Annotated in this window: 13 protein-coding genes and 1 pseudogene; 2 read left to right on the forward strand and 12 right to left on the reverse strand. The window is 59.7% G+C overall.

The features are described 5' to 3' along the window. A pseudogene (locus AEQ67_RS31790) lies at positions 1-404 on the forward strand (MipA/OmpV family protein); the annotation flags it as partial. A 126-nt stretch (positions 405-530) separates the two neighbouring features. Here the strand turns inward: AEQ67_RS31790 and AEQ67_RS31795 are convergent. The 11 genes from AEQ67_RS31795 to AEQ67_RS31845 form a co-directional block, all read right to left on the reverse strand. Then, positions 531-929, reverse strand: coding sequence for a transporter (locus tag AEQ67_RS31795; protein ID WP_059407696.1), 399 nt, complete (start codon positions 927-929; stop codon positions 531-533). A gap of 10 nt (positions 930-939) precedes the next feature. Beyond that, on the reverse strand, positions 940-1,314 hold the full coding sequence (locus AEQ67_RS31800; RefSeq protein WP_059407697.1) for a transporter: 375 nt from the start codon (positions 1,312-1,314) through the stop codon (positions 940-942). Next, complete coding sequence (locus AEQ67_RS31805; protein WP_059407698.1) at positions 1,311-2,231, reverse strand: arginase; 921 nt, start codon at positions 2,229-2,231, stop codon at positions 1,311-1,313. Before AEQ67_RS31805 ends, AEQ67_RS31800 begins: the two co-directional genes overlap by 4 nt. Positions 2,232-2,447: 216 nt before the next feature. Then, positions 2,448-2,777 carry a GlpM family protein gene (locus AEQ67_RS31810; RefSeq protein ID WP_177333697.1) on the reverse strand — a complete coding sequence of 110 codons (330 nt, stop codon included), beginning with the start codon at positions 2,775-2,777 and terminating at the stop codon, positions 2,448-2,450. Positions 2,778-2,785: 8 nt separating this feature from the next. Continuing rightward, on the reverse strand, positions 2,786-4,114 hold the full coding sequence (locus AEQ67_RS31815) for a sigma-54-dependent transcriptional regulator (RefSeq protein ID WP_059407700.1): 1,329 nt from the start codon (positions 4,112-4,114) through the stop codon (positions 2,786-2,788). Next, entirely contained in the window at positions 4,111-6,012 is a 1,902-nt protein-coding gene (locus AEQ67_RS31820) for a sensor histidine kinase (RefSeq protein ID WP_059407701.1), read from the reverse strand. The genes AEQ67_RS31815 and AEQ67_RS31820 overlap by 4 nt, the downstream gene beginning before the upstream one ends. 129 nt (positions 6,013-6,141) lie before the next feature. Beyond that, positions 6,142-6,876 (reverse strand): amino acid ABC transporter ATP-binding protein, encoded by a 735-nt coding sequence (locus tag AEQ67_RS31825; protein ID WP_059407702.1) that lies wholly within the window; start codon positions 6,874-6,876, stop codon positions 6,142-6,144. Then, entirely contained in the window at positions 6,873-7,544 is a 672-nt protein-coding gene (locus tag AEQ67_RS31830; RefSeq protein WP_059407703.1) for an amino acid ABC transporter permease, read from the reverse strand. The genes AEQ67_RS31825 and AEQ67_RS31830 overlap by 4 nt, the downstream gene beginning before the upstream one ends. Further along, positions 7,544-8,290, reverse strand: coding sequence for an amino acid ABC transporter permease (locus tag AEQ67_RS31835; protein ID WP_059407704.1), 747 nt, complete (start codon positions 8,288-8,290; stop codon positions 7,544-7,546). The genes AEQ67_RS31830 and AEQ67_RS31835 overlap by 1 nt, the downstream gene beginning before the upstream one ends. Positions 8,291-8,480: 190 nt before the next feature. Further along, a complete protein-coding gene (locus AEQ67_RS31840; protein WP_059408033.1) occupies positions 8,481-9,395 on the reverse strand; it encodes a glutamate/aspartate ABC transporter substrate-binding protein in 915 nt (304 codons plus the stop codon). Positions 9,396-9,673: 278 nt separating this feature from the next. Further along, positions 9,674-11,299 (reverse strand): glucan biosynthesis protein D, encoded by a 1,626-nt coding sequence (locus AEQ67_RS31845; protein WP_059407705.1) that lies wholly within the window; start codon positions 11,297-11,299, stop codon positions 9,674-9,676. 413 nt (positions 11,300-11,712) lie between these two features. Here AEQ67_RS31845 and AEQ67_RS31850 point away from each other — a divergent pair, with 413 nt between their 5' ends. Continuing rightward, on the forward strand, positions 11,713-11,898 hold the full coding sequence (locus tag AEQ67_RS31850) for a hypothetical protein (protein WP_059407706.1): 186 nt from the start codon (positions 11,713-11,715) through the stop codon (positions 11,896-11,898). A 313-nt stretch (positions 11,899-12,211) separates the two neighbouring features. On the opposite strand, the gene AEQ67_RS31855 is transcribed toward AEQ67_RS31850, so the two are convergent. After that, a complete protein-coding gene (locus tag AEQ67_RS31855; protein WP_059407707.1) occupies positions 12,212-12,718 on the reverse strand; it encodes a BRO-N domain-containing protein in 507 nt (168 codons plus the stop codon). Positions 12,719-12,988 lie beyond the last annotated feature (270 nt).

Consider the following 12,988-nt stretch of genomic DNA (forward strand, 5'->3'; position numbering starts at 1 on the left):
GTGGGGTTGCGTGCGTCGGGCGAGCGGTGGGTGGGGGCGGCGGGCAGGGCGGGGTGGTGGGGCGGGTCGGGGGGGAGGGGGGTTAGCCAGTGGGCGGCGGGGGGAGCGGCAGCACGAATTTGACCGCGCATTTCGCCGATGCCCGGCAGACCCGGACGTTCTTTGGGGTGAGTGCCGATGAGTCGCAGGCGTCCGGGATTCGGCCGTACAACGCTGGCGGTGGATTGCAGAATGTGGCCCTGACCCAGAGCTTCGAATTTCCCTTGGCGCCGCACTGGTCGCTGCTAACCAGTGCGAGCTGGATTCACCTGACGGGTTCGGCGGCGGATAGCAGTATCGTCAAAGCCGTGGGAGATACTAATCAGGGAGAAGTGCAGGCGGCGGTGGCTTACAAATTCGACTGACCACCACCGAAACCCTGTAGGAGCTGTCGAGTGAAACGAGGCTGCGATCTTTTGATCTTGATCTTTCTAAAATCAAAAGATCGCAGCCTCGTTTCACTCGACAGCTCCTACAGGGGGATGTTGTTTTCAGGTTTCTTCACCCTCGGCCAACAACGCAATCCCGCCCATAATCACCGCCACTCCCACCCAGTGCAGCACGCTGATCTGCTCGCCCAACCCCAACCACGACCCCAGTAAAACCCCGACAAACACCAGCGAACTCAGCGGAAACGCCAGGGACAAACTGCTGCGCCGCAGTATCAGCATCCACACAAAAAACGCCCCGATGTAGCAGGCTATCGCCAGCCATACGCCAGGGTTGACCGCCACGGCCAGCAGCCATTGCAGGTTTAAATCCATCTGCCCCAGTTGATCACCGCCCACTTTGGTAGCGATCTGCCCGGCGCTTTCAAAACCGATCAACAGCGCCCACAGCACCACCGTACCGAGGCGCTCATGCAGCCAGTCGGTCTTGCTCCTGACCATCGATTGAACCTCAGGCATGGGCGACACACACGAGCATCACGCCCGCCGTAATCACCCACGTGCCGAGCCAGCGCCGACGGCTGACGGTTTCACCGAGGATCAGTTTTCCAGCCAGCACCACGCCGCAATACGCCAGCGCCGCCGCCGGAAACAACAGGCTCAACGGCGCGCGGGACAGGGCTTCGAGCCAGACGAAAAACTCGATCACGTAGGCGCCAATGCCGCACCACAGCAGCGGCGCGTTGAACACTTGGCCCCAGAACGCATTCAGCCGAAACCCGCCTTCAAGCTCGGGCAAACGGTCGAGGCCGAGCTTGAAACAGAGCTGGCCGATGACGTCCAGCACAATGGAAAACGCCACCAGCACAATCACCGTGAAGGTCATGGGAACAACTCCTCGAACAGCTCGATCAGCGCCTGATTGGTCGCCACGTTGCGCAGCAGATCGGCTTCGCTCCAGCGTTCGGCGGGCGGCTGGTCAGACTTGGCTTCCCAGCGTTTGAAGGCGTTGCTGAAGGCCGGCGGCGCGTATTCCCCGCAGATGTCGATGCCGATGATTCGTTTGCCGGCCGCCAACACGCGTATGGCTTGCAGCAAATGGCTGAGGCGCATGCCGCCTTGATCCCAGTTGGTCGCCGCGTCTTCGCTGGCCAAAACGTCCTTGTCGATGGTGATCCACACCGCGTCGGTGGGCAGGCTGGCGATCATTTGTTGAAGAAACACCGGCCAGTCCAGCTCGGCCAGATTGCGCCAGTGCAGCAGATTTTCCTGTTGCTGATGCCCGGCACCGTCGCCGACCCGGCCCCAGACCTTGGAGGGCGGGTGCTGCCACGGGAACAGCTGCAAGACACCACGCCTGAGGGCACTGAGGTTACCGCCCTTGAGCTGCGGATTTTGCAGGTCGTCGCTGCACGGGCCGAGCGTGACGATGCGCCGGATGTTCGGCAGCTTCAGCGCCTGGTTGACCCACGAACCGCAATGCCGACGCGGGGCGAAGTGAACCCAGTCGGGGTGATTGTCGAAATGGATCAGGCTCACCGGCTCTGGCAAATCGCTGAGGAAGGCCGGCGTCAGGTGATGGTAATCACCAGAGCCCACGAAGAAGATTTCCGGCTGCGGGCCGCTGTGGCGCGGGCGTTGTTGCAGGCGTTCAACGAAGCGCCGCCACGTTCGTTCGCTGGACCAGAGCCGCAGTTTCGGGCCGAGGTCGAGCAGGTCCAGGCGTTTGGCGCTACCGCTGTCGAGCAGCCGTGCGATCGGTGCCTGGGCAGTCAGGCTGTGGTCGAGATCTAAAATGTTCAAGGTCGCAATTCACCCTTGGCACACCCTCCCAGACACCGGCTCCATCCATCATGAAGGCCGGCCGAGCGGGCTTTCAGGGGTAAATGCAAGGGCCGGGCCAGCCACACACCGCTGACCTGTAGGAGCGAGGCTTGCCCGCGAATGGGCCGCCACGGATTATCTGGTACACCGCGTTATCGTTCTTCGCGGGCAAGCCTCGCTCCTACGGGAGATGAATCACGCTTGGAAGCGGAGCCAGACGGTGACCAGCACCGTCGCCGCCATCAACCACGCCACCGCCGCCACCGCCAGCGACGCCTCCAACCGCATCCGGTCGACCATCACGTACAACGTCGCCAGGTAGATGAAGTACGGAATGATCGACCACATGCCAAACACGATGGTGGTCTTCAAATCCTCCAGCGAGCGGCCCTTGCCGACGATGTAATGCGCAATCAGCGCAAAGGTCGGAAACAGCGGCACCAGTCCGGCGATGTAATAGTTTTTGGTCTTGGCCAGGGCGGCGAGGATCAGCACCACCGCCGCGCCCAGGGTTGCTTTGAGAATCAGGTCCATCAGTGGCTCAGCCCGTACTTCTTCACTTTGTCGAACAAGGTGGTCTTGGCCATCCCCAGTTCCAGGCTGGCCTGGGTCAGGTTGCCGCCGCTGCGCTGCAACGCATCGCTGAGCAGGTTACGTTCAAACGCTTCCACCGCTTCGGCGAAGGCCAGGCCTTGATTGCTGCCGCTGACGCCGGTCTTCTTGAAGGCTGGCAGACCGAGGGCGAAGCGTTCGGCAACGTTGCGCAATTCACGCACGTTGCCCGGCCAGTCGTGGCTCATCAGGTTCGACAAGGTCTGGTTGTCCAGCTCCGGCACGGCGCGGTCGAAGCGCAGGGACGACTGCTGCAAGAAGTGTTCGAACAATTGCAGGATGTCTTCGCGACGTTCGCGCAATGGCGGCAGTTCGAGGGTCACCACGTTGAGGCGGTAATACAGGTCACTGCGGAATTCGCCGGCCTTGCTCGACTCGTCGAGATCGGACTTGGTCGCGGCGATCACCCGGCAATCCACCGCCACGCTCTGGTTCGAGCCGAGGCGTTCGAGGGTGCGTTCCTGCAACACCCGCAGCAGTTTGATCTGCAAGGGCAGGGGCATGCTTTCCACTTCGTCGAGGAACAATGTGCCGCCGTCGGCGTGTTCGATCTTGCCGATCCGCCGCTTACCGGCGCCGGTGAACGCGTTGGCCTCGTGGCCGAAGATCTCACTTTCGAACAGGTTCTCCGGCAAGCCGCCGCAGTTCAGCGCGACGAACTGTTTGGTGTGGCGCCGACTGAAGTCGTGCAGGCAACGCGCAACCAACTCTTTACCGGTGCCGGTCTCGCCTTCGATCAACACGTTGGCGGAGGTATCGGCGACATTGGCAATCAGTTCGCGCAGGTTCTGCATCGCGGGCGAGCGGCCGATGATCCGGCCTTCCAGGGAATCGCGTTCGGCCAGTTGCCGGCGTAGCGAGGAGACTTCCCGCGCGAGGCTGCGTTGCTCCAGCGCGCGGCGGGCCACGTCCACCAGGCGTTCGGGGGAGAAGGGTTTCTCCATGAAATCGTAGGCGCCTTTCTGCATCGCGCCGACGGCCATGGAAATATCGCCGTGGCCGGTGATCAGCACCACCGGCAGGCTGCGGTCGCGGGCCTTGAGCCGGGTCAGCAATTCCAGCCCGTCGATGCCCGGCAGGCGGATGTCGCTGATGACGATCCCGGCAAAGTTGTCGCCAACACGCTCCAGCGCTTCTTCGGCGCTGCCCACGCCCACGCAGGGAATGTCTTCCAGGGTCAGCGCCTGTTGGCAGCCGAGCAGCACATGGGGGTCGTCTTCGACGATCAGCACACTAAGGTCGTTGTTCATATTGGCTCGGCGGAAGTGAGGCTTACCAACGGTAAACTGAGGACGAAGGTGGTTCCACCGCTGGCCGGGTGTTCGACACCCAGGTGCCCGCCGGTGGCGGCGGCCAGGCTCGCCGACAGGGTCAGGCCGAGGCCCAGGCCCTGTTCGCCGGGTTTGGTGGTGAAGAACGGTTCGAACAGATGCTTGCGCGCTGCGGCGTCGATGCCGTGGCCGTTGTCGCGCACCCGAAGGCGATATTTGCCATCGAACACTTCGCCTTCGAGCCACAACTCTGGCAGCGGCTGCGCCTGCATCGCGTCGAGGGCGTTGCCGATCAGGTTCACCAGGATCTGCTCCAGGCGGGTCTGGTCGATCTGCACCTGCACATCGGCGAAGTCACGATGCAGTTGCAGGTGGACACTTTCCACGCGACTGCCGAGCAGTTGCAACGCGGCGTCCACCGCTTTGCCGAGGCAGGCCCGGCCTTTGTCGTCGCCGCGACGGGCGAAGGAGCGCAGGCTGGCGGTGATCCGGCCCATGCGGTCGATCAGTTCGTTGATGGTCTTGAGGTTGGTGCTGGCGACGTCCAGCTGACCGCGTTCCAGAACGCGCACGGTGTTGCCGGACAAGGTTCGCAGCGCGGCCAGCGGCTGGTTCAATTCGTGGGCAATGCTGGTCGACATCTGGCCGATGGCGGCAAGTTTTCCGGCCTGTACCAGTTCATCCTGAGCCCGGCGCAACGTCTCTTCGGCCTGACGGCGTTCGCGGATCTGGCCTTTGAGCCGTTCGTTGCTGGCGCGCAGGTCGGTGGTGCGTTCGGTAATCCGACGCTCCAGTTGATTGTTGGCTTCCTGCAAGGCTTCGCGGGCGGCGAGACGGGTGGCGATCACCTTGCGCCGCTCGTTCCAGGCGATCAGCAGGAACGCCACGAGCGCAAACGCCACCGCCACCAGAATTCCCTGATTGATCGCTTCGCGGCGCAAATCCTGCAGCGGTGTGAGCAGGGTGAAATTCCACGGGGTGTCGCTCAGTGGGCGAGTTTGCGAGAGGTAGCTGATGTCCTCTTCGTCGGATTCCACTTCGCTATTGGCGGGAAACGTCAGTTTTTCTTCGCCTTCAGCCAGTTTCTCCCGGGCCAACGGTTGCAGTTCGTTCAGCGGAAACCAGTAATACTGCAGGCTGCGGGCGAGTTTTTCCTTGGTCTCGTCGCTCAGCGGTATCACCGATTTGAGCCGCCGCGCCGGATCGCTGGAGAGAATGATGATGCCATTCTCGTCGCTGACGAACGCTTCGAGGCGCGCCCGTTGCCAACGTTCTTCCATGGCTTCGAGGCGGACTTTGACCACCGCGACGCCGATGATCTTGCCGTGTTCTTCCAGGCCGTGGGCCAGGTAATAACCGGGTTCGCCGTTGGTGCTGCCGATGCCATAGAAGCGCCCCGGCTGACCGCGCACGGCATTCTGGAAATAGGCGCGAAAGGACAAGTCTTCACCCAGGTAACTGTCGACATCGCGCCAGTTGCTGGTGGCCATCACGCGGCCGGTGGTGTCCATCACGTAGATAGCCCGACTGCGGCTGCGCCGGTTCAGGCCTTCGAGGTAATCATTGACCGTCTGTCGGTGTTCCGGCGTCGGGTCGGCCAACAGCGTTGAAACGCTGGTTTCGAGTTCCAGCAGGCTGGGCAGGTAGGTGTACTTGCTGATCTCGCTCTCGACGGCGCGGGCGTGCAGTTCCAGCTGACGCTGGCCGTTCTCGCTGAGGCTGCGGATGCCGTAGTGCTCACTGACCCAGAAGCCGATATAGCCCAATCCGATCATCAGGGCGATGACCAGCGGCGGCAGGAACAGATGGCGGATCAGACGGGGTTTCACGGCGAGTGATGGCGGCGCGGCGCGATAGAGAGTGGGGTCGCATTTCATCACAGATGCCTTGGGTCAACCACAACACAAATCTGTAGGAGCCGGCTTGCTGGCGAATGCGGCGACGCGGTGTGCCTGACACACCGCTTTCGCTGGCAAGCCAGCTCCTACAAGGGAGCGGTGTCTTTCTTAGTGCTGCAGGATCTTGTTGAGGAAATGCTGCGTACGCTCGGCACGGTGGCTGATGTCGCCGAAGAAATCCTCTTTCTTGCAGTCTTCGATGATCTTGCCCTGGTCCATGAAGATCACGCGGTCAGCCACTTTGCGGGCAAAGCCCATTTCGTGGGTCACGCACATCATGGTCATGCCTTCGTGGGCCAGTTGCACCATCACGTCGAGCACTTCGTTGACCATTTCCGGATCGAGCGCCGAGGTCGGTTCGTCGAACAGCATGACGATCGGGTCCATCGCCAGCGCACGGGCGATCGCCACACGCTGCTGCTGACCACCGGAGAGTTGCCCCGGATGCTTTTTCGCATGGGCCGAAAGACCGACGCGTTCGAGCAGTTGCAGGGCTTTCTTGGAGGCCTCGTCCTTGCTGCGACCCAACACCTTGACCTGTGCGATGGTCAGGTTGTCCATGATGCTCAGGTGCGGGAACAGTTCGAAATGCTGGAACACCATGCCCACGCGCGAACGCAGTTTCGGCAGGTCGGTCTTCGGGTCGGCGATGGACGTGCCATCAACCACCACGTCGCCTTTCTGGAACGGTTCCAGGGCGTTGACGCATTTGATCAGGGTGGATTTGCCGGAGCCGGACGGTCCGCACACCACGATCACCTCGCCTTTTTTGACCTCGGTGCTGCAATCAGTCAGTACCTGGAAGTCCCCATACCACTTGTTGACGTTCTTGATAGAGATCATACGGCGAACCTTTTTTGCAGACGCTTGACCAGCTGCGAGGCGGCAAAGCTGATGATGAAGTAGGTGAAACCGGCGAAAATCAGGAACTCATTGGAGCGCCCGATGATGTCGCCACTGGCGCGCGAGGCATTGAGAAAGTCCACCAGGCCGACCGCGTAGACCAGCGAGGTGTCCTGAAACAGGATGATGCTCTGTTGCAGCAGCAGCGGGGTCATCTTGCGGAACGCTTGCGGCAGGATGATCAAGCGCATCATCTGGCCATAGGTCATGCCCAGGGCCTGGGCAGCACCCATCTGGCCCTTGGGAATCGACTGCACGCCGGCCCGGACGATTTCGCAGAAGTACGCCGCTTCAAACATCATGAACGCCACGATGCACGAGGCAAACGCGCCGATCGGGGTGTCTTCGCCGGTGATCCAGCGCAGCACGAACGGCACCGCCAGGTAGAACCAGGTGATGACCAGCAGCAGCGGGATCGAACGGAAGTAGTTAACGTAGGCGCCGGCAATGTTCGACAGCAGTTTGCTGTGGGACAGGCGCATCAACGCGAGGAGGGTGCCGAGGATGATCCCGCCGACGACGCCCAGCGCCATCAGTTGCAGGGTCATGACCATGCCGTTCCACAAGCCCGGCAGGGACGGGATGATGCCCGAGAAGTCGAATTCCATCATTTACCCCCTACGGAGATCAGGCCAGGCACGGCGACTTTCTTCTCGACGCCGCGCATCAGCAGCATCAGGCCCATGTTCAGGGTGAAGTAGATCAACGTTGCCAGGGTGAACGCTTCGAACAGGTTGGCGGAGAACTCGGCGGTCTGTTTGGTCTGTGCGAGCAACTCCATCAGGCCGATCAGCGAGGCCACGGAGGAGTTCTTGAAGACGTTGAGGAATTCCGAGGTGAGCGGCGGAATGATGATCCGGTAGGCTTGGGGCAGCAGCACGTTCCAGTAGATCTGCGGCAGCTTGAAGCCCATGGCACGAGCGGCCGCTTCCTGGCCGCGAGGCAGCGCCTGGATGCCGGTGCGCACTTGTTCGCAAACCCGTGCGGTGGTGAACAGGCCCAGGCATACCACGACGCTGAGGAAGGCCGAGGTGGTCGGGTTCAGGTCCTGTTTGTACCAGTCCTGCAAGTTCTGCGGCAGCAGGTCGGGCACCAGGAAGTACCAGATGAACAGCTGCACCAGCAGTGGCACGTTACGAAAGAGTTCGACGTAGCAGGTCGCGATGCCCGACACGATGCGATTCGGCACCGTACGCATGACACCCAGCACCGAGCCCAGCAGCAGCGCGATGATCCAGGCAGCGACGGCGATGGCGATGGTCCAGCCCAAACCGGAGAGATACCAGTCGAAATAAATCTCGCTGCCCACGCCGGTGGACTTGAAGAACACGCCCCAGTCCCAGTTGTAATTCATTAGGGTCTCCCCTCAGATCGTTCGATGTACAAATGCCCGCCTGGGGAAACTCCGTTCCCGCCCGATTGAAAATCAGGCACACACGAGCGGCTCGACAGCCACCGGTTCGAGTGTTTCCAAAAATGCCAGCAGGGAGTGACAACCTCCTGAAAGGGCAGAGGCCCTCTCAGGAGATAAGGTTAGTCAGAAATCAGGATTTCTTGTCGTCAGCCGCTTTATCGGTCGGATTGGCGATCAACGCCTTGAGCTCGTCGCTCATCGGGAAGTTCAGGTTCAGGCCTTTAGGCGGGATAGGTTGCATGAACCATTTGTCGTAGATCTTGTTGATCTCGCCCGACTTGTAGGTCGCGATGATCGCGTCGTCGACCGCCTTCTTGAACGGCTCGTCGCCCTTGCGGACCATGCAACCGTAGATTTCGTAGGACTGTGGAGTACCGGTCACGGCCCAGTCATCGGCCTTCTTGGCCTTGGCGGCTTCACCGGCCAGCAAAGCGTCGTCCATCATGAAAGCAACGGCACGGCCGGTTTCCAGCATCTGGAAGGACTCGCCGTGGTCTTTGGCGGAGATGACGTTCATGCCCATTTGCTTGTCGGCGTTCATCGACTTGAGGATGCGCTCGGACGTGGTGCCCGCGGTGGTCACGACGTTCTTGCCTTTAAGGTCGTCGAAATCCTTGTACGCAGAGCCTTTTTTGGACAGCAGGCGCGTACCGATTTCGAAGATGCCGACGGAGAAGGCCACTTGCTGCTGACGCTCGACGTTGTTGGTGGTGGAACCGCACTCGACGTCCACGGTGCCGTTCTGCACCAGCGGTATACGGGTTTGCGAAGTGACAAGGTTGTATTTGACCTGCAGGTTTGGCAAGTCCAGGTCTTTCTTGATGGCTTCGACGATTTTCAGCTGGATATCGTGGGAGTAGCCAACCGGTTTGCCGGAAGCGTCCGCGATATAGGAAAACGGAATGGATGCGTCACGATGCCCGAGGGTGATGACGCCGGACTCTTTGATCTTCTTCAGTGTGCCGGTGAGTTCGGCAGCGAAAACTGGAGTGCTAATCAGAGCGGCAGCAATGGCTGCGCCCAGGATATGGGGAACGATGCGCATCAAATTTTCCTCGACATTGTTTTTTTTATGGAGCCAGTTCATCGGCCCTTTTTGTGCATCGAATGTCTGTCGGCTCCTGAAGGGTTGGCGCAACAAAGCATTCGTCCAAGAGTGTAGAGCATGACTCGTGCCAGGCCAGGCATGACAGATCAAGTTATTGATTTATAAAGAAATTAAATATTTATGGCGCCGATTTGGCCACTGGATAATCCGGTTAACCGAACCGACCGGCAGGTCGCGTTCGGAAAACCGAATGAAATCTCGACGTCAGCCGGATATCAGCTGTATTTGCGCTTGTCCGGCGCTGGCGGGAAGTATTGGTACAACCAGGTTTCGCTCAACGTGCGGTCATGGGTGCGGATGAACAACCGCAATTCCACTGGCTCCACGCTGTCGTTGGTCGGATACCAGTCGAACGTGATGCGGTAGCCCTTGATGTCATCGAGCACCAGCACGTTGAAGTCCTTGACCTGACCGTTCGAGCACGTGACCACCGGTTCGATCCCGGCGCCCTCTGGCAACCGGTCCAGACCGCCGCCCGTGAAATCCACGGCGAAGCGCCGCGCCCAGACTTCCGGATAATGCTCACCCGGTGCCCAGCCTTCGATGAAACCACCCATGCCCGAGCGGGTAGCATTCACTCGTGCCAGCGGCGTGCCGACCGGCGGCAGGGCGCTCCAGTAGAGCTTGTAGCCGTAGTTCAGCGAGTCGCCGGCAGCCACCGGTTTTTTTGGAGTCCAGAACGCAACGATGTTATCCAGGGTTTCGCCGGTCGTAGGAATTTCCAACAGATCGATAGAGCCTTCGCCCCATGCGGTTGTAGGCTCTACCCACAGGCTTGGGCGTTTGCTGTACCAGTCGACGGTGTCCTGATAGCTGTCGAACTCGTGATCGGTCTGTACCAGGCCGAAACCTTTCGGGTCGGTGTCGGCAAACGCGTTGAACTGCAGAGTGGCTGGGTTGTTCAGCGGACGGCAGATCCACTCACCGTTACCGCGCCACATGGCCAGACGGTCGGAGTCGTGGATCTGCGGGTGAATGGTGTCGCACATGCGCCGTTCATGGGTGCCGCAGCTGAACATGCTGGTCATCGGGGCGATGCCCAATTGTTCGATGGCGGTGCGCGCATTGATGTGGGCGTCGATGGCCATGACTACCTGGCTGGCCTGGCAATCAATATCGAAACGGTAGGCGCCGGTGGCACTCGGCGAATCCAGCAGGGCATAGACCACGAAGCGCGTGCTGTCCTTGTCCGGCGTCTCGAACCAGAACTTGGTGAAGTCCGGAAACTCCTCACGCTTCTTGGCATAGGTATCAATCGCCAGGCCGCGCGCCGACAAACCGTACTGGCCGCTGGCATCTACCGCACGGAAATAGCTGGCGCCGAGGAAGGACAACACATCGTGTTGATCCAACTCGGGAGCCTTGAACAGCTTGAACCCGGAAAACCCTAGATCGGCGCCGAGCTGCTTGGTGTCGACTGTGGTTTTTTCATAGTTGAAAAGGGACGGGCGGAAATGCACCTCCCGCGCCTGACGCGTCTTGGGATCGACGCTGTACATGCGCACCGGCTGCTTGAACCCCATGCCGACGTGGAAAAACTGCACATCCAGCTGACCGTTCAGATCATTCCAGAGGGAATGATTGCCGTCGTAGCGGATCGCGTTGAAATTCTGCGGCGTCATGGTCGCCAGCGTCGGCGGCAGCACTTGCTTGGTGTCTTGATAGCGATTGCCAGCGAGCTGCTTGGCTTGAATCTTCAAGGCTTCGAAGTCGAAAGCCTGGGCGTCGCCGTCGGCCGCGCCATTACCGGCCCAGGCACGAGCGGCCAGGAGGCCACTGGCCGAAAGACCGGTGTAGGCCGCAATGGCCATGGACGCTTTGAGCAAATTCCTGCGGTGCATAAGTATCAACCTGTCGTGAACAATCCCGCGCCGTTCCTGGCACGTACTGGATCAAAAATAACGGTTCGGACATGCCTTCGGCCAAACGCAACGGACTCTAAACAGATGCCAAATAGCTTAAACCGTTCGGTTGCGCAGGAAAAATGATTGATATCACCGTGACAGCGCGGCAATGAAACAAGAAATGTCGGTGAAGTTTTCCGACAGGACTTTCTGATTTATAGGGCATTTCTGCTTTTTTCGACTAATTACTCTAAAAACGCTTTTCAGCGCCGATTTACTTCCTATTCTATGGGCATGACCGGTTTCGGCCCTTCAGGCCGGTGCGTTTCAGCGGGCACAGAGCGACTGCTGAAAGTAATAGGGCGATGCAGGTTTTTCAGATTTCTTTGACGTATAGAAGGACATCGTCCATGTCGAAAGTACAAGGCATCACTGAACTGTTGGGAATCCTTCCATGCCTGGTGACAGGGCGGCGCAGGCGTCGGCTGAATTCGGAGGAAATGAAATTGGTGGAACGGTATAGAGAGCTGTCGGAGAGCGACCGGATTGCAATGCGGTATCTGGTGGATGCGATGAGGAGTGTTTCAAGGTTTTGAGGAGGCGAAGGACCTGGCCGTACGCTGTGTTGCGGCCGCGGTCTGTAGCAGCTGGCGAAGCCTGCGTTCGGCTGCGCAGCAGTCGTAAAACCTGAGCGCACAGTCTTCCTGAAGCACCGCGCCGTCTGATTTCACGTCTGCTGCGCAGCCGAACGCAGGCTTCGCCAGCTGCTACAAAGTGCGTGTCTGTGCTGAGATAGGTGAGCAGCCTGAGGATTGATACTTTGGGCGGAGAACAAGGAGATTTGAGGAGCTGACTAACCAGAGGGGCGGACTGTGAAGCCTGCCCCTTTTTCATTTATTCACCCTGCCTTTAACTGCAAGTGCCCATGACCGTAAACGGCCGCTGTGCCTGCATCAGATCAGGCATGTCCCGCCACTTGATCCAGGCCTGATGCTGCCAATGCAGCAGCGGTACTGAGATGCCGGCCCACTGCAATGAACTCAGGCTGGGAGTGTTATCCACAGATGTCGCATTCGAATCACGCAGCATTGGCATAACTTCGTTGCTTAGCCATTGACGCAAGTTTCGATTTTCCGGGATGTAATGGTGAACCAGAAGGGCGTACATCCCTGGCTCGCTGACCATCAGTGATTCGACGATTTTGCCGTTCTTGAGCAGCCAGACGTATCGGCGCTGATCGGGATCGAGTTTCAGGGTGAGGCGTTGGTCAAGTGGGCAACCCATCAGACGACCGAGATCCTGGACGCAGAACCAGGCTTGGTTGTCTTGCATCAAGGCGTGGAGGAAGCGGTTGTGGCGGGTGAAGACGGTTGGGGTGAAGCTGGAAAGGGGTGAGTTTTGAGCGTGCGTTGGCATGAAATGACTTCCGTTTTGATATGGAAAGTCGCCATCAACCCTTCGACAGGTTGGGTGGCGAACCGAGTGGCGTTCGAAGTCGGGCCCCTTCCAGAAAAACGGAAGCCAAAAGGCCCGCCCCCCACGCCCCGCCATAAAGCAGAACTGACGGCATAAAACAGTCGCAGTTCTATGGGGGCACGCAAGCACCGTTTTGACTTTTTCCGGCTTCGACCCCGGGTCGCTGATTTGGCAGCGACGAGGTAAAGCCTATCGTTCTGGCGCACGCGG

This window comes from Pseudomonas sp. RIT-PI-q, assembly GCF_001297125.1.
Classification (GTDB): Bacteria; Pseudomonadota; Gammaproteobacteria; order Pseudomonadales; family Pseudomonadaceae; genus Aquipseudomonas.